The organism is Streptosporangium sp. NPDC002721 (assembly GCF_042888905.1).
In the GTDB taxonomy this organism is placed as follows: domain Bacteria; phylum Actinomycetota; class Actinomycetes; order Streptosporangiales; family Streptosporangiaceae; genus Streptosporangium.
Genome location: NZ_JBIAQI010000014.1, coordinates 89,344 through 109,105, shown reverse-complemented (window position 1 = coordinate 109,105; position 19,762 = coordinate 89,344). Strand labels below are relative to the sequence as shown.

Genomic DNA, 19,762 nt, shown 5'->3' with positions numbered 1-19,762 from the left:
CATACCCATAGCACACCGAGGGTAGATCGTACGGTTTCTACCATCTTCGCCGCATCGAGATCGCGGGTGGATCCGAAGACCGTGGCGCACTTGTGATCTGCGGCCCCCTCGAACGCCAAGGGGCCGGGTGTACCTGCTGGTAACAGAATCGTATTCTGTGTCACGAGCCGTCACGCGTCGCCACGAGTCCCTAGGAGGCACACCATGCAGCGAGACCTCTTCGAGGAAGAGCACCAGCTCTTCCGGGAGACCGTGCGCGAGTTCCTGGCCCGCGAGGTGGCGCCCCACCACGACCGGTGGGAGAAGGACGGCATCGTCCCCCGCGAGGTGTGGAAGAAGGCCGGGGAGATCGGGATGTTCGGCTTCGGGGTGCCCGAGGAGTTCGGCGGGGCCGGGATCACGGACTTCCGCTACAACGCGGTGATCGTCGAGGAGGTCATCGCGATCGGCGCGTCCGGCCTGGGCTACTCGCTGCACAACGACGTGATGGCGCCGTACTTCGTGGACCTCACCGACGACGAGCAGAAGGCCCGCTGGCTGCCCGGGTTCACCTCCGGTGAGCTGATCACGGCCGTCGCGATGAGCGAGCCCGGCGCGGGCAGCGACCTGCAGGGCATCAGGACGACCGCCGTGCGCGAGGGCGACGACTACGTGGTCAACGGCCAGAAGACCTTCATCACCAACGGCATCAACTCCGACCTGGTCGTCGCGGTCACGAAGACCGACCCGGCGGCCGGCGCCCGGGGGATCTCGCTGCTGGTCGTCGAGCGGGGCATGGAGGGCTTCAGCCGGGGCCGCAACCTGGAGAAGATCGGCATGCACGCCCAGGACACGGCAGAGCTGTTCTTCGACAACGTCAGGGTGCCCGCGGCCAACCTGCTGGGCCCCGAGGAGGGGCAGGGCTTCTTCCAGCTCATGGCCAACCTGCCGCAGGAGCGCCTGTCGATCGCGGTGATGGCCGTGGCGGCGGCGGAGACGGTCCTGCGGACGACCATCGAGTACTGCAAGAGCCGCACGGCCTTCGGCCGGAACATCGGCAGCTTCCAGAACACCCGGTTCGTCCTGGCCGAACTGGACACCGAGGTGGACATCGCCCGCCTCTACGTGGACAAGTGCATCCTGGCCCTCAACGCCGGGGAGCTCAGCGCCGTGGACGCCGCCAAGGCGAAGTGGTGGACCACGGAGCTGCAGACCAAGGTCATCGACCGCTGCCTCCAGCTGCACGGCGGCTACGGCTACATGATGGAGTACCCCGTGGCCAAGGCCTGGGTCGACAGCCGCGTCCAGACCATCTACGGCGGCACCACCGAGATCATGAAGGAGATCATCGGCCGCTCCTTCGGCTTCTGAGAAGCGCACCGGTTCCAAGAAGCGCACCGGTTCCGAGAAGCGCACCGGTTCCGAGAAGCGCACCGGCCTTTCAAGAACCACGGCGGCCTCCGGGAACCACGGCGGCTTTTCGGAAACAACGGCGGCCTCCGGAAAACGCCCGCGTCCTCCGGCAGCCACGCACCCGCTCCCCCGACGCGCGCGGCCTCTGAGAGGCACCCCCGCCGATACACCCTCACCGATACACCCTTATCGGGAACCGCCGCCCGCGGGACGGCGGTTCCCGATGACCCGCCGGGGTCGTCACTTCTCGCTGATGTCCTCGATCTGGACGGCCACCCCGTCCTTGATCGTCACCTTGGCGAAAAGAACACCCCCCTTCTTGATCGCCTTCTGCAGCTGCTCCACCGAGCAGCTGTTCGGGGCCGTACCCCCTTCGCAGACCAGCCCCCGCGCGTCGAGCACGATCGTGTACGGCAGCAGGAGGGCCTTCACCTCCTGGTCGCTCTCGGAGGTCACGGTGATCGTGTCCGTCCCGCGCAGGGCGATCTGCCCGCTCATCGTGGCGTCGACGCCCCGGCCCCCGGGAATGCTCGTGGACGGCGACGCCGTGACGAGCGCGTCGACGTCCACCGAGGGGGACGCGGACGGGGAGGAGGACGGGGAAGGGGAGGAGGAGGCCACCACGGACGGGGAGGCCGTCACCGTAACGGTGGCGACGGCCGGCGACGGCCCGGGTGTGACGCCCCCGCCCGAACATGCGGAGAGGCCTGCGCCCAGAGCTGCCACCAGCAGGGCACGCGTTACCTTCGATGTTCTGTTCACGAGAGGTAACGATCCCATGGGTCGGGGATTGCGTTCACCGGCCGCACGGGCGGCCCCGCCGACGCATACTGGTCAGCGGAGACTCTCCCGAGGTGGTGACGATGGACAGCGGGCTGATTCTGCTGATCTTCCTGGCGTTCCTGTTCGCCTGGGGCCTGAACCGGGTGCGCCGCGCCTTCCGGCTCGGCCCGGTCGCCTACGTGGGCGTCATGGTCGCGTTCGTCATCGCGATGCTCGCCATCTGGGGACAGACCATCCGCTGACCCCCTTCCGCCCGGCCCCGGACGCCCGGGACCGTACGGGACACCCCTACCGGGACGCCTCCAGCAGCACCCTCGCGACCAGCTCGGGGTCGTCGGTCATCGGCAGGTGCCCGCAGCCCTTGAGGAGCCTCACCCGCTGCCCCGACCACCTGGCCGCCCGGACGGCCTGCCTGCGCAGGAGCAGCCGGTCGTGCTCGCCCCAGGCGATCGTGACCGGCACCTTCGGCGGCGCGGGAGGCATCAGCCCCGCGAACGAGGCGAGGGTCTCGTCGAACCCCGAGGCGTCCTTGAGCGCCTGGAGGGACGCGAGCATCGCCTCGGGCGTGACCCTCGACGGATGGGCCATCATGACGCCACCGCTGAGAGCGCGGCTCAGCGGATCCTCCGCCATGGCCGCGGCCTTCTCGGGGGACATGCGGCGCGCGGAGGCCCTGGTGAAGCGGAGGACGGCTCGCGCGTACAGGAGCTCGCTGCGGTTCCAGAACCCGGCGGGAGAGAGGGCGGCGGCCGAGCGGACCACCCCGCGCGAGGCGAGTTCGAGGGCGACGTAACCGCCCAGGGAGCTGCCCGCGACATGAGGGTCGCGCAGGCCGAGCACCGCGAAGAAGGACTCGATCGCGTCCGCCAGGCTCTCGGCCGTGTACGGAGTGCCGGAGGGCAGCGGCGGCGAGACGCCGAAACCGGGGAAGTCGACGGCGATCACGTCTCGCTCGGCGGCGAGCCGGTCGAGCACTGGCAGCCATGCCTGCCAGTGATGCCCAATACCGTGAAGCAGGACCAGGGAGGGACCCGTCCCGCGCCGTTCGAACGCCAGCTCCATGCCCCCGAGTCAACCACCGATCGGGGAGGTGTTCCAGCCTTGCGGGTGGTTCAGCGCGATCTGGTGGGGATCTCGAACCAGACGGCCTTGCCCTCCTTGGTCGGGCGGGAACCCCAGCGCCTGGCGAGCTGGTCGACGAGATAGAGACCCCGTCCGCCCTCGTCGTTCTCCCCCGCGCTGCGGATGCGCGGCAGCCGGAGATCCTGGTCGAAGACCTCGACCCAGACCGACTCCCGGCCCCGGCGGAGCCTGAGCGTGAACTCCTTCTCGTTGACGACCTCGTCCTCGAAGCCGGGGACGTCCCAGGACTCGTCGAACGGCAGCGGAGGGCCGTCCATCGTCAGCTCCCTGCGCGGGATGCTGGCGCTGGCGGCGTGCAGCACGACGTTGGTGACGACCTCGGAGACCAGCAGGCAGGCGAGCTCGGCGCGCTCCTCGGGGACGTTCCAGCCGACGAACGCCTCCGACGCCATCCGGCGCGCCTCCCCGACCATGATCGGCTGGGCGGGGAAGGTCCGCTCCTCGACGGCCAGGTCCTCGGAGGCGGACCTGAGCACGAGGATGGCCATGTCGTCGTCGATCTCGCCGGGCACCGCGACGGTGGCGGCGTCGGCGATGCGCTCGACGGAGGCGTCGCTGATCTCGATGAGCTTGCCGCAGAGCTGCGCCAGCGTCTCCTCGACGTTGGGCGGCCTGCCGTCGGCGTCGCGGACGGGGCGGCGGTCGACGAGCCCGTCGGTGTAGAGGAGCAACGCGGCCCCGGGGGGCAGCGTCCGCGTCTCCTCCTTGTAGACCAGGTCGGCGTGCATGCCCTTGGCCCGCACCCCCAGCGGCTGGCCGACCTCGCGGATGTCGAGCTCGGTGCAGGTGTCGCCGATGAGCAGCAACGGGGGGGCGTGACCGGCGTTGGCGAACGACAGCTGCCGCGACCAGGCGTCGTACACCAGGTACTGGCAGGTGACGATGGGCGGGACGCTGATGTCGGCGCCGCTCTCGTCCTGCTCGGGGGTGGCGATGATGCGCGTCCACTCGTCGAGCCTGGCGAGGATCTCCGCGGGCGGCTTGTCGTCCTGGGCGAAGGCCCGCAGGGCCGCCCGCAGCTGCCCCATGACCGCCGCGGCCTTGGCCCCCCTGCCCTCGACGTCGCCGATGACGATGCCGACCCGGCCCGCCGACAGCGGGATGACGTCGTACCAGTCGCCGCCGACCTGGGTCTGGATGCCCTGCCCGTGGCTGGCCAGGGGCGCGGCCGGGTAGTAGCGGACCGCGATGTCCAGCCCGTCGAGCTGCGGCAGCGCGCGGGGCAGCAGGTGCTTCTGGAAGGACTCGGCGGTGTGCCGCTCCTCCTCGAACAGCAGGGCGTTGTCGACGGCGAGGGCGACCCGGGTGGCGATGGCCCCCACGAAGTCGCGGTCGAAGGCGTCGTAGTGCGGGCTGCGCCGGTCGGTCAGGTTGGACAGCCCCAGGTACATCAGCCCGAGGGTCTCGCCGCGCACGCACAGCGGCGCCACGATGGCCGAGGTCATGCCGATCTCGGCGGCGAGGCGGGTGTTGGCCTCGCCGGGGCTGGGGTAGTTGGTCTGGGAGAAGTCCTCGACGAGGATCGTCTCCTGGCGACGCAGCGCGATCTCGGCGTAGTGCCCCACCGGGTAGCGGATCTCCGCCCCCAGCGGCGCCCAGGTGTTGGGCGGCGGGCTCCAGCCCTGGACGTGGGTGGAGACCCTGCGGGTCAGCCGCCCCTCCTCCATCAGCTCGATGAAGCAGTGGTCGGCGAACTGCGGGACGAGCATCTCGGCGACGCGCTTGAGCGTCTCCTCGACGTAGAGCGACCCGGCGAGGCGCTCGCCGATCCGCTCCAGCAGGCCGAAGCGGTCCTTCTCCCGCTCGTTGCTGCGCATCGCCTCGCGGGCGGTGATGACGATGCCCGTCACCGCTCCGGAGGGATGGCGCAGCGGCACGGCCTGCGCGCGTACGTAGATGATCGTCCCGTCCCCGCGCCTGACGTCGAACGTGCCCTCCCAGACGCCGCCCTTGAGGACGTGCTTGGAGAGCTCGACGGCGAGCGGGTGATCCTTCTCCATGATGCCCAGGGAGAGGGACTGGTCACGGGGCCCCGAGGTGCCGGGGCGCCCGAACAGCCTTTCCGCGAACGGGTTCCAGTAGAGAAGGTTGCTGAACCTGTCGGTGACGACCACCGCCATCTCAGCGTGATCCAGGACGGAACCGGCCGTAAGGTGATCGGCGGCGTCCTGGGAAACATCCCCCCACCGCTTCATCCGGTGACCGCCCGTCGGGGGCGGGTGTGTGCAAAGCGAACCACGGTTGCTCCTGCAGTCTCGGCCTGGGAGCGGAGGGACTCCCGAACGGGATCCAACCGAGCTAAGGGGCCTCGGTCAGCGTGTGGAGACGAAAACGTGCGCGGCAATCTCTCGCGGGAGATCCGCAAGAAAATTGTCCGCCTCGTCGTCACCTGTCACCCGCACACCGTCGTCGCTCGCCGCGAGCGTCACCTCGCGTCCGGGTTGTATCCCAACTTGCTTGAGTTTAAGCATCACAGCCGGATCGCTTTGCACTTGTTCGCTAATTCGCCGCACGACAACGGGTATATCTCTGGGTCCGGCCATCGCCGCCATCGACGGCAGCGACTCCGGCCTGCCGCCGGGGGCGCCGACGACACCGAGTTCCTCGAGGCCGGGGATCGGGTTGCCGTGCGGGTCCTCGGTGGGGTTGTTGAGGAGGCTGACGAGCCTGGACTCCACGGAGTCGGACATGACGTGCTCCCAGCGGCACGCCTCTATGTGCACCTCTTCCCAGGGCAGCCCGATGACCTGGGTGAGCAGGCACTCGGCGAGGCGGTGCTTGCGCATGACGCGGATCGCCAGCGTGCGCCCCAGGTCGGTCATGGTCAGGTGGCGGTCGCCCTCGACGCGGACCAGCCCGTCGCGCTCCATTCGTGCGACCGTCTGGCTGACGGTGGGGCCGCTCTGCTGGAGACGCTCGGCGATGCGGGCGCGCAGGGGGACGATGCCCTCCTCCTCCAGTTCGAAGATCGTACGAAGGTACATCTCCGTCGTGTCGATCAGGCCGTGTGCGGTCAAGGTTCCTCCCGTCCTCTCTCGATGCTACGTCCATCGCGCGGTGTTCCCGGGAGGGCGGCGCGGGACCTCGGAAGTTTGAGAAGACGACCCTATTGGGAGAACAGCCCACGATGACAAAGGTCGGCAACGCGTCAGGACGCCAAATCCTTCCCTAGCTGCCCAAACGCTCCGCGCGACGGACGATATTTTCTGAAGGCGGGGACGGCCAGGCCCACGGCGACCACGGCCACCGCGCAGGCGATCCCGCCGCCCACCCAGGCGCCGGTGGCGCCGAACCAGGAGGCGGTGGCCCCCGCCCGCAGATCTCCCAGCCTCGGGCCTCCCGCGACGACGACCATGAAGACCCCCTGCATCCTGCCCCGCATGTCGTCGGGCGCGTGGGTCTGCAGGATCGTCTGCCGCCACACCGCCGAGACCAGGTCGGCGGCCCCGCCGAAGGCGAGCAGGGCGACCATCAGCCACAGCTGGCCGGCCAGCCCGGCCGCGGCGACGGTGAGCCCCCACGCGGCGATCACGTACGTGAGCGCCAGTCCCTGACGCCGGACCCGGCCCACCCAGCCCGACAGCACGCCGCCGAGCACCGAGCCGATGGCGACGCTGGCCGACAGCCAGCCGAAGGCGACCGGGGAGCCGCCGAACCGTTCGGCCACGATCTCCGGGAAGAGCGCCCTGGGCAGCGCGAACGCCATGGCGATGAGGTCGACGACGAACGACATCAGCACGACCGGGTGCCCGGAGACGTAGCGCAGGCCGTCCACGACCGACCGCAGTCCCGGCCGGGTCACCTCGCCGACCGGTTCGAGCCTGGGAAGCCGTACGGCGGCGTAGAAACCGGCGCCGAACAGCAGCGCGTCGATCAGGTAGGCGGTGGCGAAGCCGCTCCCGGCGAGCACGACCCCGGCGAGCAGGGGCCCGATGACGGTGCCGAGGCCGCCCACCAGGAAGTTGAGGGTGTTGGCGGCGGGGACCAGGTCGGCGGGGACCAGCCTGGGGATGATCGCGCCCCTGGTCGGCCCGGTGATGGCGAACCCGGTGGCGTGCACGGCCACGGTGGCCAGCAGCAGGCCGACGCTGGTCGAGCCCAGGGCGGCCTGGACCAGGAGCGCGAGCGTCCCGGCCCAGGCGATCAGCGCGCCGATCAGGAGGAGCCTGCGACGGTCGACCGCGTCGGCGATCGCGCCTCCCCACAGCCCGAAGACGACCAGGGGGATCAGGTTGGCGGGTCCGAGCATGCCGACCCAGAAGGACGACTTCGTGATCTCGTAGATCTGGGCGCTGACGGCCACCGAGGTGAGCTGGAAGCCGATGAACGACACGCCCTGACCGGCCCACAGCCGCCGGTAGGCGGGAATGGCGAGCGGGCGCGTGTCAGCCGCGTGCCTACGGACGAAGTCCCCGAAACCCACCCCGTTACCTCTCTACCTGACATACATGGATATATCAGTAAAGAGGGGGCAGGCTCTCAAGGGGCCAGACGTTCGACGACCCAGGTGGCGCCGGAGCGCCGGTAACGGAGGCGGTCATGCATGCGATCCGTCCGTCCCTGCCAGAACTCCACCTCGGACGGCACCACGCGCAGCCCGCCCCAGAAATCGGGGACCGGCGGGTCCTCGGGCCAGCGCGCCGCCAGCTCCTCGTAGCGGGTGTCCAGCTCGTCCCTGGAGTGCACGACGGCCGACTGCCGCGACGCCCACGCGCCGATCCGCGACCCGTAGGGCCGGGACCTGAAGTAGGCGGCCGACTCCTCGCGCGGCAGCCGCACCACCGTGCCCTCCACCCGCACCTGGCGGCGGATGGAGTGCCAGGGGAACAGCAGGGCGGCCCGCGGGTTCTCCGCCAGGTCCCGGCCCTTGCGCGACTCGTAGTTGGTGTAGAAGACGAACCCGTTCTCGTCGTAGCCCTTGAGCAGCACGGTCCTGGCCGTCGGCCGCCCGCCCGCCGAGGCGGTCGCCAGCACGGTCGCGTTCGGCTCGGGAAGCCCGGCGTCCACGGCGTCGCCGAACCAGAGGGCGAACTGCGAGAAGGGGTCGGCGGCGAGGTCTGCCTCGATCAGGGGCAGCCCCTGGTACGTGCGTCGAAGGCCCGCCATCGAAGGCGGTCGCGATGTGGCATCCACGGGACGGTATTCTCGCGTGCCGAGCCGGAAGGCCGCGCGGCGCCCCCCACCTGGGGCGATCGCGTTCCGGCGGGTCCGGCGGCACACCGTCCCGGCCCAGGGGGTTGAATATGACCCGCCGGTATCTCGACATCAAGGCTTTGACTTCAAGAAAGGGAGGCAGCCGAGAATGTCCGACTTCAAACCCGGGCTCGAAGGCGTTGTAGCTTTCGAGACGGAGATCGCGGAACCGGACAAAGAAGGGGGCGCCCTTCGCTACCGGGGCGTCGACATCGAAGAGCTGGTCGGCCGCGTCTCTTTCGGAAACGTGTGGGGCCTGCTTGTCGACAACGAGTTCCAGCCGGGCCTGGCCCCGGCGGAGCCCTTCCCCATCCCCGTCCACTCCGGTGACATCCGCGTCGACGTGCAGAGCGCGCTGGCCATGCTGGCCCCCGCGTACGGCTTCAAGCCGCTGCTCGACATCGACGACGCGCAGGCCCGCGCCGACCTGGCCCTGGCCAGCGTGAACGCCCTGAGCTTCGTCGCGCAGTCCTCGCGCGGCCTGGGGAAGCCGATGGTCCCCCAGAGCGAGGTCGACAAGGGTGAGAGCATCGTCGAGCGGTTCATGATCCGCTGGCAGGGCGATCCCGATCCCAAGCACGTCAAGGCCATCGACGCCTACTGGACGTCCGCCGCCGAGCACGGCATGAACGCCTCCACCTTCACCGCCAGGGTCATCGCCTCCACCGGAGCCGATGTCGCCGCGGCGCTGAGCGGTGCGGTCGGCGCCATGTCCGGGCCGCTCCACGGCGGCGCGCCCGCGCGCGTGCTGCACATGATCGAAGGCGTCGAGCAGGTCGGCGACGCCAAGAAGTACGTCCAGTCGGAGCTCGACAAGGGCCAGCGCCTGATGGGCTTCGGTCACCGCGTCTACCGTGCCGAGGACCCCCGGGCACGCGTGCTCCGCCGCACCGCCAAGGAGCTCGACGCACCGCGTTACGAGGTCGCCGCGGCGCTGGAGAAGGCCGCCCTGGAGGAACTGCACGCCCGCAAGCCCGACCGGGTGCTCGCCACCAACGTCGAGTACTGGGCCGCGGTCATCCTGGACTTCGCCCAGGTCCCCTCGTCCATGTTCACCTCGATGTTCACCTGCGCCCGCACCGCGGGCTGGGCCGCCCACATCCTGGAGCAGAAGCGCACGGGCAGGCTCGTCCGCCCCAGCGCAGACTACGTGGGTCCGTCCCAGCGTTCGGTCCAGGACGTCCCCGGAGCCACCGAGGTCGTCCACTCCTTCTGAACCACCCTCCTGTACGGCTGTCGCGCGGCGTCTCGCGCGGCAGCCGTTGCCGGTTACGGCCCTCCACGCCCCTCTCCGGCCCGCCCTCCTGCTCCCGGACCGCCCCGCCGGCCCCCGTATCGTTCCGCCAGGCCCCCGCGATCATCCAGCCCTGCCCAAATCCCTCCCACGGCTCGTCTCAAAATCCGGACCCCTTCCTGGATCGATCCCCGGGCTCAGTAGGCTGGTCAGGTGGCTGACATCGTGATTCCCTCTGACATCAAGCCCGCCGACGGCCGTTTCGGCTGCGGGCCCTCGAAGGTGCGCCCCGAGCAGCTGTCGGCTCTCGCGGCCTCCGGGTCCAGTCTCCTGGGCACCTCCCACCGCCAGAAGCCGGTCAAGTCGCTGGTCGGGCGCGTCCGCGCGGGGCTCTCCGAGCTGTTCTCCCTCCCCGAGGGGTACGAGGTCGTCCTGGGCAACGGCGGCACCACCGCGTTCTGGGACATCGCCGCCTTCGGGCTGATCCGCGACAGGTCCCAGCACCTGCACTTCGGCGAGTTCTCCTCCAAGTTCGCCTCCGTGGCGGCGAAGGCCCCGTGGCTGGGCGACCCGACCGTGATCAAGTCGGAGGTCGGCAGCCACCCCGAGGCCAGGCTGGAGGAGGGCGTCGACGTCTACGCGCTCACCCACAACGAGACCTCGACCGGCGTCGCGATGCCGATCAGGCGCGTGGGCGAGGAGGGCTCGCTCGTGCTGGTCGACGCCACCTCCGGCGCGGGCGGCCTGCCCGTCGAGGCGAGCGAGTTCGACGTCTACTACTTCGCGCCGCAGAAGAGCTTCGCCTCCGACGGCGGCCTCTGGATCGCCCTGATGTCCCCGGCCGCGCTGGCCAGGGTCGACGAGATCGCCTCCGGCGGGCGCTACGTCCCCGAGTTCTTCAGCCTCCCGGTGGCGATCGACAACTCCTCCAAGGACCAGACGTACAACACCCCGTCGGTCGCCACGCTCTTCCTGCTCGCCGAGCAGATCGAGTGGATGAACGGCAACGGCGGCCTGGCCTGGACGACCGCCCGCACGGCCGACTCGGCCCAGCGCCTCTACACCTGGGCGGAGAAGACCTCCTACACCACCCCGTTCGCGGCTCCGGAGTTCCGCTCCAACGTGGTCGGCACGATCGACTTCGCCGACGGCGTCGACGCCTCCGCGATCGCCAAGGTGCTGCGGGCCAACGGCATCGTCGACACCGAGCCCTACCGCAAGCTCGGCCGCAACCAGCTGCGCGTCGCGATGTTCCCCTCCATCGACCCCGACGACGTCGAGGCCCTGACCACCTGCGTCGACTACGTCGTCGAGCGCCTGTAGTCCCCGGCTCCCTCCCGGGAGCCGGAACCCGTCCCCACCTGACCGGCGGGAACGACCACGATCCCCGTTCCCGCCCCGGAGGCCGGACTCCCGGCCTCCGGGGGCGGGAGCCTAGGGCAGCGTGCTCGGGGTGCCGCCCGTCCCCTGGACGTGCGCCCGCTCCCCCGCGCGCCGCGCCAGCTCGTGCAGCAGGCGCAGGGCGTCGTCCGGATCCACCCCCTCCGCGAACCGCGAGAGCACGGGAGCGCGATCCGGGCTGCCGGCCAGGGCCGCGAGCATCAGCCCGGCCACGTGCTCGTCCCGTGAGCGGCTGGCGGTGTAGCGGAAGGCGTTGCGCGCGGGCGCCCTCTCCAGCAGGCCCTTCCTGACGAGACGCTCGGCGACGGTCTGCACCGTGGTGTAGGCCAGGCTCCGTTCCGCGTCCTGGTTCAGCATGTCCTGCACCTGGCGAACCAGCAGCGGCTGCTTGCAGCCCCACAGCACGTCCATGATCGCGCGTTCCAGGGATCCCAGGTTCACCCGCGGCCACCTTTCGAGGGTCGCGCCCGGCTGTGATGGCCCTGGAACATGTACGGGCACGCGGCCAGGCAGGTTCACACATGAAATTTTGTCATATTGTCACTTAAATCAACCGATGCGGCCATAGCTGGTCAATTCCAGCAGAATCTTCTGCCACGCGGTCACGGAAGAAACCGCCGGGAAAAGGCGTCCGGCCGAAACACACCGCCCCCTCGCCCGGGCCCCCGCAGTTGGACGGCACCCCGGATCGGCCTCATTCGCCCCTGGAGCCCGCATCCCGGCCGACCCGGCCTCGGTCATTCAACTACGCCACGAAGCGCTACATAGCGCCCACAGCCCCATGCAGCCCTCATCTACGGGCGAAGACCCCCACGCTCCGGTGACGGGGAGCGGGAAAAGCGGCGTACCGGCAAAGAGTGGAGCCCGGCACCCGGGAAAAGCACGGCGGGAAAGGCCCGGCGGCCGGGAGGTTCGAAGAGAAAAGGCTCCCGGCCGGAAACGGCCGGGAGCGGAGGTCTCAGTAGGCGGGGGTGACGGCCCGGCGGCGCCTGCGGCGCACCACCCAGGCCGCGAGGACGCCACCGACCAGCCCGAACAGGTGGCCCTGCCAGGAGATGCCCTCCTCGCCCGGGAGCACGCCCCAGATGATCGAGTAGTAGGCGATCGCCACGCCGACACCGAGCACGATGTCGAGGGCGCGACGGTCGAACAGGCCGCGGGCGACGACGAACCCGAAGTAGCCGAAGACCAGGCCGCTGGCGCCGACCGTGACGGCCAGCGGCGAGCTCGTGAACCAGACGCCCAGACCGCTGACCAGGACGATGATCAGGCTCGCGGCCAGGAACCGGCCGATCCCGCGCAGCGCGGCGAGGAAGCCGAGGATGAGCAGGGGCAGCGAGTTGGCCATCAGATGGCCGAACCCGGCGTGCAGGAAGGGGGCGAGGAAGATGCCTCCCAGGCCCTCGGGATCCCAGGCGCGGATGCCGTAGCCGTCGAACTCGCCCGGCAGGACGTAGTCGGCGACCTCGATCACCCACATGGCGGCGACCATGAGAACGTTGATGATCGCGGCACCCAGCGCGCCCGCGGCCAGGTTCCCCGCCCTGCGCTTCAGAAGATCGCCGGAGGATCGGCCGGTGGGGGACATCCCGGTCGGGTGGTCGTTCATGCACTCTCCTGGCCTTGGAGCGTCGGCGTGGATGTCAAGTGCCCCCGCCGCACCCGTCCACACCTTTACCGTACGCACTCCCGGCCGTGAACGCGCCGGGCGCGACCCCTTGGATCGCGCCCGGCCCGCCGAATCTCCCGTCTCCCCGGAGGGGCTACTCGCCCTTCCACCGGGGGGCGCGCTTCTCGGCGAAGGCCGCCGCCCCCTCCATGGCGTCCTTGGAGCTGAACACCGGGCTGATGATCTCCCCCTGCTTCGTGAACATCTCGTCGCGGCTCCAGTCCGCCGACTCGACGATCACGCGCTTGGTCGCGGCGAGCGCCAGCGGGGCGTTCGCGGCGATCCGCTTCGCGAGCTCGACGGCCGTGGCCAGCGCCTCGCCCGCGGGCGTGACGTGGTTGACCAGGCCGAGCTCGTACAGCCGGGAGGCGGGGAAGTGGTCGCCGGTCAGGGCGATCTCCATGGCGATGTGGTACGGGATGCGCCTCGGCAGCCGCATCACGCCGCCCGCCCCCGCGACCAGCCCCCGCTTGGGTTCGGGAAGCCCGAACTTGGCGTCCTCGGAGGCGATGATGATGTCGCAGGCCAGCGCGAGCTCGCAGCCTCCGGCCAGGGCGTAGCCCTCGACGGCGGCGATGAGCGGCTTCTTCGGCGGCGCCTCGGCGATGCCGCCGAACCCCCTGCCCTCCACGACCGGGAAGTCCCCGGTCAGGAACCCCTTCAGGTCCATGCCCGAGCAGAACGTGCCGCCGGCGCCGGTGAGAACGTAGGCGGCCACGTCGTTGCGCTCCTCCAGCTCGTCCAGCGCGCCGGCGACGCCCCGCGCGACCGCGCCGTTGACGGCGTTCCTGGCCTTGGGGCGGTTGATCGTGATGACGGCCACGCCGCCGTCGACTTCGACCAGAACCTCGTCAGACACCGGTGACTCCTACTTGGGCTGGAAGCGGATGCCGCCGTCGAAACGGACCGTCTCGGCGTTCATGTAGTCGTTCTCGATCAGCGAGCGCACCAGGTGCGCGAACTCGGAGGCCTGTCCCATTCGCTTGGGGAAGACCACCGGGGCCACGAGCTTGGCCTTGAACTCCTCGGAGTTGGCCGAGAAGCCGTAGATCGGGGTGTCGATGATCCCGGGGCAGATGGTGTTGACACGCACGCCGATGGCGGCGAGATCGCGCGCGGCCGGAACGGTCATGCCGACGATGCCGCCCTTGGAGGCCGAGTAGGCGACCTGACCGGTCTGCCCCTCCAGCGCCGCCACCGAGGCGGTGTTGATCACCACACCGCGCTGGCCGTCCCCGTCGACCGGCTCCGTCTTCGCGATCGCGGCGGCGCCGATGCGCATGAGGTTGAAGGTGCCGATCAGGTTGACCTCGATGACCTTGCGGTACGAGGCCAGGTCGTGCGGCGAGCCGTCACGGCCGACGGTCCGGCTGGCCCAGCCGATGCCCGCGCTGTTCACCACGACGCGCAGCGGCTTGCCGGTCGCCACGGCCGCGTCCACGGCCGCCTGCACCTGCGCCTCGTCCGACACGTCGGCCTTGACGAAGACGCCGCCGAGCTCGTCGGCCAATGACTTGCCGCGCTCCTCGTTGAGGTCGGCGATGACGACGGTGGCGCCGTGCGCGGCGAGGTCGCGGGCCGTGGCCTCGCCGAGGCCGCTGGCACCGCCCGAGATGATTGCTGCTGCTCCGTTCAGGTCCATGTGCGGACTTTAACGCGCCGACCGAATGAAGTTCTACTCGGGGTGGGGTAAAAAACCCGCCCGTGTCAGATCTCCCCGACGGCGCTGGTCACGTCGGGATAGACCTTGATCCGCCGGTCGAGCCCCGTCGTGCGGAGGATCCGGGCCACCGGCGCCTGGGGGGCCGCCAGCGAGACCCCGCCGCCCTCGCCCGTGGCCAGCCGCCACGCCTCGATCAGCACGGAGAGGCCGCTGGAGTCCATGAAGGACAGGGCGGTGAGGTCGAGGACCAGCCGCGCGCCGTCCAGCTTGATCGCGTCACGGACCTCGTCCCGCAGGAAGGGAGCGGTGAACAGGTCGAGCTCGCCCTCGACAGCCACCACCACGGCGTCCCCGACGGCGCGGCGAGCCAGCCGTAGCTTCATCAGTCCTCCTCGCGCCCGAAGGGCAGACCTACTTTACTTCGCCGTCACTCCGCGCGAGGTCATGCGCGGTTGTTCACAGCAAGTTCGCGCCGACCGTACTCCGGTACCCGGGATCCCGGATTCGAAGATTTCGGAATCAGGGAGCGGCGAAACCGTACGGCAGTTCGAGCCGGTGGGCGGCGAGAAGGTTCGCGTCGGCGAGGATCTCGCGGGTCGGCCCGTCCGCGGCGATGACGCCCCCGGAGAGGATGAGCGAGCGTTCGCACAGCTCCAGCGCGTACGGCAGGTCGTGGGTGACCATCAGGACGGTCACGTCGAGCCCCCTGAGGATCTCGGCGAGCTCGCGCCGGGAGGCCGGGTCCAGGTTCGACGACGGCTCGTCCAGGACCAGGATCTCCGGCTCCATCGCGAGCACGGTCGCCACCGCGACCCGGCGGCGCTGGCCGAAGGACAGGTGGTGCGGCGGCCGGTCGATCGTCTCCAGCATGCCCACGCGCTCCAGCGCGTCCTCGACCCGGCGCCGCAGCGCCTCGCCGGTGACCCCCATGTTGGCCGGGCCGAAGGCCACGTCCTCGCGGACGGTCGGCATGAAGAGCTGATCGTCGGGATCCTGGAAGACGAGCCCGACCCGCCTGCGGATCTCCATTAGCGACCCCTTGCCGACCGGCAGCCCCGCCACGGCCACCGTGCCGTGCCCGGCGGTCAGGATGCCGTTGAGGTGCATCACCAGCGTGGTCTTGCCCGCGCCGTTCGGCCCGAGCAGCGCGACCCGCTCACCGCGCTCCACCCGCAGGTCCACGCCGAACAGCGCCTGCGTACCGTCGGGGTAGGCGTACGCCAGGCGGCTCACCTCCAGTGAGGGCGGCGGGGGCGGAGGCCCGGCCGGGGCCGTGGTCGGCACGGCCGGCGAGGACGGCACTGTCACGCGAACCCCCAGCTCCCGAGTAGCACGGCGAGTGCCGCACCCGGCAACATACCGGCGGCGAGCCACTGCCGCGAGGCGGCGGAGAGATCCTGGATGACCGGCATCGAGCCGGTGTAGCCCCGGCTGAGCATCGCCAGGTGCACCCGCTCGCCCCGCTCGTACGAGCGGATGAACAATGCCCCCGCCGACCTGGCGATCACCGGGATGTGCCGCACGTCCCTGGCCACGAACCCACGCGACTCCCTCGCCACCCGCATCCGGCGCATCTCGTCCAGGATCACGTCCATGTAGCGGAGCATGAACATGGCGATCTGCACCAGCAGCGGCGGCAACCTCAGGCGCTGGGCGCCCAGCAGTATCAGCCGCGGCTCGGTGGTGGCCGCCAGCAGCACGCTCGCGACCACGCCCAGGGTCGCCTTGGCCAGGATGTTCCAGGCGGCCCACAGGCCCGCCACGCTGAGCGAGAGGCCCATGAAGGTCACCCTCTCGCCGAACCCGATGAACGGGATGGCCAGCGCGAACACCACGAACGGGATCTCCACCGCCATCCGCCGCAGCACGAACCCCGCCGGGACGCGCGCGAGGGCCGCGACGGCGGCCAGGAGCACGGCGTACAGCCCGAAGGCCCAGAACCACTCGCGCGGGGTGACGACCACCACCAGGGCGAACCCGGCCACCGCCACCAGCTTGCACTGGGGCGGCAGCCGGTGCGCGAGCGTGTCGCCCGGCCGGTAGAGCTGGTGGTGATGGCCCGATCCCACTAGTCGAGGCCCTTCTTGCCGCTGTCGTCCTTGACGAGGTCGTCGGCGCCGTCAGCGCCGTCTCCGCCCCCACCGCGGCGGCGCACGGCGTAGAACACCCCGCCGCCGACGGCCAGGGTCACCCCGACGCCGATCACCCCGGCCACGCCCACCGGGATGCCGCCCACGTCCCCGTAGTCGGCGAGCGGCTGCTCGCCCAGCGCGTGGTCGGCCGCCTGCCCGATGAAGCCCTTGTCCTCGGCGACCGACTCCAAACCGTCGGGCGAGGAGGAGGCGTAGAAGCTCACCACGCCCGCGAGCAGCCCCGCCACCGCGATCCCGGCGGGCAGGAACCAGCCGGGACGGCGGGCGGCGACCGGCGCCGCGGAGGACCTCGCGGCCTGGGGAGTGACGGTCACGTCGCCGTCCGCGCCACGCAGGACCAGCGGCGCGACGAGCTCGCGGGCGCCGTAGACCAGGTCGGGCCGGACCGCCAGCACGGTGCTGACGGTGACCGCGGTGATCAGGCCCTCCCCCACGCCGATGAGCAGGTGCACGCCGCCCATGGCCGCTGCGACCGTGCCGATCTCGATGGGCGCGGTGCCGCCGACCCAGAACAGCAGGGTGAACGCCAGCGCCGAGGCGGGCACCGAGACCAGCGCCGCGACGAACGCGGCCGCCACCACGGCCCCCCTGTTCCGCACGCTCCGGGTGATCAGGCGGAAGACGCCCCACCCGACCAGCACGGCGACCAGGCCCATCAGCGTGATGTTGACGCCCAGCGCGGTCAGCCCGCCGTCGGCGAAGAAGAACCCCTGCACCAGCAGGACCACGGCCACGCACAACACCGCCGTGTACGGGCCGACGAGTATCGCGGCGAGCGCGCCCCCGAGGAGGTGGCCGCTGGTGCCCGCGGCGACCGGGAAGTTGAGCATCTGGACCGCGAAGATGAAGGCGGCGACCAGCCCGGCCATCGGGGCGGTGCGGTCGTCGAGCTCGCGGCGGGCGCCGCGCAGGCAGACGGCCACACCGGCCGCGGCCACCACTCCCGCGGACACCGAGACGGCGGCGTTGAAAAAGCCATCGGGTACGTGCACGACAAGCCTCCGAAGTGCGGATTTGCACTTCACTTTAGGCCATGGGCTTGTAGTTGCAAGAATGTGGCATTAACGAACAATACGTCTGATGAAAGTTCTGGGGCCGAGGGTGCGGACCACCGTGCTGAGCCGGCCCTTCCCCGCCGTGGCGTAGGGCCTGACGCTCCACCGGACCGCGCCGCGCCACCACGTGCGCGGATGCTCGATCACCTCCGGCACCGCCTCGATCCTGAAGCGCGCGGGCGGCCCGCCCAGGTCGAGCTCCAGGTAGGCGTCCCAGGTGCCGGGCCCCAGCCGCCCCATCGCCTGGGAGGCGGTGAACCCGCCGCCCTCGCCGACCGTGACCGGCTCGCGCCGCTCCCGGCTCGACTCGCGCTCCCGCCAGACCAGGTAGCGCACCGCGTCGGCCGCCGGGACCGCCGTACCCACGCTGACCTCGCCGTCGAGCACCAGCCGGTGCCCGGCCGCCCAGCGGGCGCGCACCAGCCTGGCGCTGCCCGGCACCGCGACGACGTACCCGCCGATGTCGAGGCTGAGGTTGCCGTACGGGTGGGTGAAGTACGGGAGGGCGACGACGTCGCCGACCACGCGCGGCGCGGGGGGCGCGACCAGCCCCTCCCCGTCGGCGCCCAGGCGCGCGAGCCGGGGGACGCCCTCGAAGGCGACGCTCACGTGGACGTCCCAGATGCCGGGGGAGAGGGTGGTGACGTCGACGATCCCGGTGAACCCCGCGCAGTCGCCGGTCACCGGGACGACGACCTCGTCGGACGGGCCCGGGTCGACGTGCCGGCGCCGCAGCACCAGGGCGAGGTCCCCTCCGGTGATCTCCGGGCGGTCGTAGCGCTCCAGCGTGCTCAGCGCCACCTTGCCCGAGATCGCCAGCCGCCCCTCCCGGGCCCGCTCCCAGCGGAGCGCGGTGAGCTCCCTGCGGACCGAGGCCGACTCGATGTGCGCCAGCCGCACCAGGCGGTCGATGTCCTGCAGCGCGGCGATCCGGCTCCGGTCGATCGCGGGGAGCCGCTCGCGGACCCCGTCGGTCAGCCACCGCTCGCACATGTCGGCCACCTCGGCGGCGATCTCCTTGCGCTCGACCTCCCCGGCGTCCAGGAAGGGCCTGCCGAGGTTGCCGAAGGCGTCCATCCGGAAGTGACGCCGCAGGAGGTGGTCACGGAGGTCCCCGGGACGCACATGGGCGAGCATCAGCTCGATCGGCCGCCTGATCATCCGCAGCCAGGAGACCGGGTCGCGGCTCCCCTCCCGCTGCATGATGCTGGTGCCGTCCGGCCGGGCGACCAGGTGGTAGCAGTCGTAGTCGGCGACCACCGAGATCACGTCCGCGTGGCAGTAGGCGTGGGTGGTGAAGACGACGTCCTCCCCCACCAGGAGCGTCTCGTCGAAACGGATGGCGTGCCGCTCCAGCATCTCCCTGCGGAACAGCTTGAAGCAGCTCAGGCTGTTGTAGACCGCGCTGTCGCCGAGCGGCACCCGCTCGGCGTTCTCCTTGAACATCGAGATCGGCACCTTGCGGTCATGCCCGACGATCTTCCCGAGCACGATGTCCGAGCCGTTGCGGTCGGCCATCGCGAGCATCCGCTCCAGCGCCTGGGGGCCGAGGTAGTCGTCCGCGTCGCAGAAGAAGACGTATCTGCCGCGCGCGTGGGAGAGCCCGACGTTGCGCGGGCGCCCCGCGCCCCCGGACGCCTCCTGCCTGACGACGCGGATCACCCCGCGGTGGCAGGAGGCGTACAGGTCGAGCAGCGCGGCACCGCCGTCGGTGGAACCGTCGTCGACGACCACCACCTCCAGGGCGACGCGCTGGATCAGCAGCGAGGTCAGGCACCTGTCGAGATAGGGCCCGCAGTTGTGGAGAGGGACGATCACGGTGACGTCGACGTCGGACCGGATCGCCTCCTCGCTCGTGATCTCACGGCAGCCCTGCCCCGTGCCCGTGATGTCACGGCCGCCCCGCCCCGTGCTCGTGATATCGCAGCCGCCCCGCTCCCTGCGGACTCGCTGGAGGATCGTTACTGTCACCGCCGCGCCCCTCGTCGGTCACTTTCCGCTTATCTAGCGTCTCAGTATGTGACGAGGAGCGGCCCGTACGGGGCGAATCCACAGGGTTGCCTCCCCGATCTGCGG

General features: G+C 70.6%; 19 protein-coding genes. 4 read left to right on the top strand and 15 right to left on the bottom strand.

Features of this window, described 5'->3' with window-relative positions; all coding sequences use genetic code 11:
• The first annotated feature begins 204 nt into the window (after positions 1-204).
• Entirely contained in the window at positions 205-1,350 is a 1,146-nt protein-coding gene (locus ACFYWM_RS21365) for an acyl-CoA dehydrogenase family protein (protein ID WP_389917207.1), read from the top strand.
• Positions 1,351-1,632: 282 nt separating this feature from the next.
• On the opposite strand, the gene ACFYWM_RS21360 is transcribed toward ACFYWM_RS21365, so the two are convergent.
• On the bottom strand, positions 1,633-2,034 hold the full coding sequence (locus ACFYWM_RS21360; protein ID WP_389917206.1) for a hypothetical protein: 402 nt from the start codon (positions 2,032-2,034) through the stop codon (positions 1,633-1,635).
• A 221-nt stretch (positions 2,035-2,255) separates the two neighbouring features.
• Here ACFYWM_RS21360 and ACFYWM_RS21355 point away from each other — a divergent pair, with 221 nt between their 5' ends.
• Positions 2,256-2,417, top strand: a complete 162-nt coding sequence (locus ACFYWM_RS21355; protein ID WP_389917205.1) for a hypothetical protein — start codon at positions 2,256-2,258, stop codon at positions 2,415-2,417.
• A 46-nt stretch (positions 2,418-2,463) separates the two neighbouring features.
• On the opposite strand, the gene ACFYWM_RS21350 is transcribed toward ACFYWM_RS21355, so the two are convergent.
• From ACFYWM_RS21350 to pdxH, 5 genes are all read right to left on the bottom strand, one after another.
• Complete coding sequence (locus ACFYWM_RS21350; protein ID WP_389917204.1) at positions 2,464-3,237, bottom strand: alpha/beta fold hydrolase; 774 nt, start codon at positions 3,235-3,237, stop codon at positions 2,464-2,466.
• A 50-nt stretch (positions 3,238-3,287) separates the two neighbouring features.
• Positions 3,288-5,513: a SpoIIE family protein phosphatase gene (locus tag ACFYWM_RS21345; protein WP_389917203.1), complete on the bottom strand. Its 2,226-nt coding sequence runs from the start codon at positions 5,511-5,513 to the stop codon at positions 3,288-3,290.
• 117 nt (positions 5,514-5,630) lie between these two features.
• A complete protein-coding gene (locus ACFYWM_RS21340) occupies positions 5,631-6,335 on the bottom strand; it encodes a metal-dependent transcriptional regulator (RefSeq protein WP_389917202.1) in 705 nt (234 codons plus the stop codon).
• A gap of 131 nt (positions 6,336-6,466) precedes the next feature.
• Positions 6,467-7,741 carry an MFS transporter gene (locus ACFYWM_RS21335; protein ID WP_389917201.1) on the bottom strand — a complete coding sequence of 425 codons (1,275 nt, stop codon included), beginning with the start codon at positions 7,739-7,741 and terminating at the stop codon, positions 6,467-6,469.
• Positions 7,742-7,797: 56 nt separating this feature from the next.
• The gene (gene pdxH / locus ACFYWM_RS21330; RefSeq protein ID WP_389917199.1) at positions 7,798-8,424 is read right to left on the bottom strand and encodes a pyridoxamine 5'-phosphate oxidase; all 627 of its coding nucleotides are present in this window, start codon (positions 8,422-8,424) and stop codon (positions 7,798-7,800) included.
• Between the two features lie 196 nt (positions 8,425-8,620).
• On the opposite strand from pdxH, the gene ACFYWM_RS21325 reads away from it, so the two are divergent.
• Together ACFYWM_RS21325 and serC are read left to right on the top strand one after the other, a co-directional pair.
• Positions 8,621-9,727 (top strand): citrate synthase 2, encoded by a 1,107-nt coding sequence (locus tag ACFYWM_RS21325; RefSeq protein ID WP_389917197.1) that lies wholly within the window; start codon positions 8,621-8,623, stop codon positions 9,725-9,727.
• A 231-nt stretch (positions 9,728-9,958) separates the two neighbouring features.
• Positions 9,959-11,068: a phosphoserine transaminase gene (gene serC, locus ACFYWM_RS21320; protein ID WP_389917195.1), complete on the top strand. Its 1,110-nt coding sequence runs from the start codon at positions 9,959-9,961 to the stop codon at positions 11,066-11,068.
• A 111-nt stretch (positions 11,069-11,179) separates the two neighbouring features.
• Here the strand turns inward: serC and ACFYWM_RS21315 are convergent, their stop codons facing one another.
• The 9 genes from ACFYWM_RS21315 to ACFYWM_RS21275 form a co-directional block, all read right to left on the bottom strand.
• The gene (locus ACFYWM_RS21315) at positions 11,180-11,587 is read right to left on the bottom strand and encodes a BlaI/MecI/CopY family transcriptional regulator (RefSeq protein ID WP_389917193.1); all 408 of its coding nucleotides are present in this window, start codon (positions 11,585-11,587) and stop codon (positions 11,180-11,182) included.
• Positions 11,588-12,104: 517 nt separating this feature from the next.
• Positions 12,105-12,755: a rhomboid family intramembrane serine protease gene (locus tag ACFYWM_RS21310; protein ID WP_389917191.1), complete on the bottom strand. Its 651-nt coding sequence runs from the start codon at positions 12,753-12,755 to the stop codon at positions 12,105-12,107.
• A 154-nt stretch (positions 12,756-12,909) separates the two neighbouring features.
• On the bottom strand, positions 12,910-13,674 hold the full coding sequence (locus tag ACFYWM_RS21305; protein WP_389917189.1) for a crotonase/enoyl-CoA hydratase family protein: 765 nt from the start codon (positions 13,672-13,674) through the stop codon (positions 12,910-12,912).
• 9 nt (positions 13,675-13,683) lie between these two features.
• Positions 13,684-14,457, bottom strand: coding sequence for an SDR family NAD(P)-dependent oxidoreductase (locus ACFYWM_RS21300; RefSeq protein ID WP_389917187.1), 774 nt, complete (start codon positions 14,455-14,457; stop codon positions 13,684-13,686).
• A gap of 65 nt (positions 14,458-14,522) precedes the next feature.
• Positions 14,523-14,861, bottom strand: a complete 339-nt coding sequence (locus ACFYWM_RS21295; protein WP_389917185.1) for an anti-sigma factor antagonist — start codon at positions 14,859-14,861, stop codon at positions 14,523-14,525.
• Between the two features lie 136 nt (positions 14,862-14,997).
• Positions 14,998-15,780 (bottom strand): energy-coupling factor ABC transporter ATP-binding protein, encoded by a 783-nt coding sequence (locus tag ACFYWM_RS21290; RefSeq protein WP_389917325.1) that lies wholly within the window; start codon positions 15,778-15,780, stop codon positions 14,998-15,000.
• A gap of 2 nt (positions 15,781-15,782) precedes the next feature.
• A complete protein-coding gene (cbiQ, locus tag ACFYWM_RS21285) occupies positions 15,783-16,547 on the bottom strand; it encodes a cobalt ECF transporter T component CbiQ (protein ID WP_389917183.1) in 765 nt (254 codons plus the stop codon).
• Positions 16,547-17,623, bottom strand: a complete 1,077-nt coding sequence (locus ACFYWM_RS21280) for an energy-coupling factor ABC transporter permease (protein ID WP_389917181.1) — start codon at positions 17,621-17,623, stop codon at positions 16,547-16,549. The genes cbiQ and ACFYWM_RS21280 overlap by 1 nt, the downstream gene beginning before the upstream one ends.
• A gap of 69 nt (positions 17,624-17,692) precedes the next feature.
• Positions 17,693-19,657, bottom strand: coding sequence for a glycosyltransferase family 2 protein (locus ACFYWM_RS21275; protein ID WP_389917179.1), 1,965 nt, complete (start codon positions 19,655-19,657; stop codon positions 17,693-17,695).
• Positions 19,658-19,762: the final 105 nt, after the last annotated feature.

Coding starts and splice junctions, on each gene's coding strand:
- ACFYWM_RS21350 (WP_389917204.1), bottom strand. CDS start 3,237: ATGGAGCTGGCGTTCGAACGGCGCGGGACGGGTCCCTCCCTGGTCCTG.
- ACFYWM_RS21345 (WP_389917203.1), bottom strand. CDS start 5,513: ATGAAGCGGTGGGGGGATGTTTCCCAGGACGCCGCCGATCACCTTACG.
- pdxH (WP_389917199.1), bottom strand. CDS start 8,424: ATGGCGGGCCTTCGACGCACGTACCAGGGGCTGCCCCTGATCGAGGCA.
- ACFYWM_RS21325 (WP_389917197.1), top strand. CDS start 8,621: ATGTCCGACTTCAAACCCGGGCTCGAAGGCGTTGTAGCTTTCGAGACG.
- ACFYWM_RS21365 (WP_389917207.1), top strand. CDS start 205: ATGCAGCGAGACCTCTTCGAGGAAGAGCACCAGCTCTTCCGGGAGACC.
- ACFYWM_RS21295 (WP_389917185.1), bottom strand. CDS start 14,861: ATGAAGCTACGGCTGGCTCGCCGCGCCGTCGGGGACGCCGTGGTGGTG.
- ACFYWM_RS21310 (WP_389917191.1), bottom strand. CDS start 12,755: ATGAACGACCACCCGACCGGGATGTCCCCCACCGGCCGATCCTCCGGC.
- ACFYWM_RS21300 (WP_389917187.1), bottom strand. CDS start 14,457: ATGGACCTGAACGGAGCAGCAGCAATCATCTCGGGCGGTGCCAGCGGC.
- ACFYWM_RS21355 (WP_389917205.1), top strand. CDS start 2,256: ATGGACAGCGGGCTGATTCTGCTGATCTTCCTGGCGTTCCTGTTCGCC.